Raw genomic sequence first — 307 nt, forward strand, 5'->3', positions numbered from 1 at the left:
ATCGGCGATCTGCCGGAAAGGCTCGTCGCTGATTTGAAAGACCTGATAGCGTTGTCAGATATCATCGTGGTCGGCCATCGCTACAAGGAGGCCGTCGCGCCGCTTTCCGCGCTGATCGGCGACAAGCCGATGGTCGATCTTGCCCGCATCGCGCCGGGCGTGGTCACGGGCGACGCCTATGAGGGGATCTGCTGGTAGGAACGGGATGCTCTATCATATCCTCTACATATGCACGGCCGTGAATATTGCGCTGTTCGCCGCGCCGAACGTCGTCGGCAAGTCCGGCACGCTCGCGTTGACGATCGGG

General features: G+C 61.2%; 1 pseudogene. It reads left to right on the forward strand.

What is annotated here, in order from left to right:
* A pseudogene (locus B4E36_RS20350) lies at positions 1 to 198 on the forward strand (UDP-glucose/GDP-mannose dehydrogenase family protein); the annotation flags it as partial.
* Between the last annotated feature and the right edge of the window lie 109 nt (positions 199 to 307).

It is taken from the genome of Martelella sp. UBA3392, assembly GCF_002358775.1.
GTDB lineage: Bacteria > Pseudomonadota > Alphaproteobacteria > Rhizobiales > Rhizobiaceae > Martelella > Martelella mediterranea.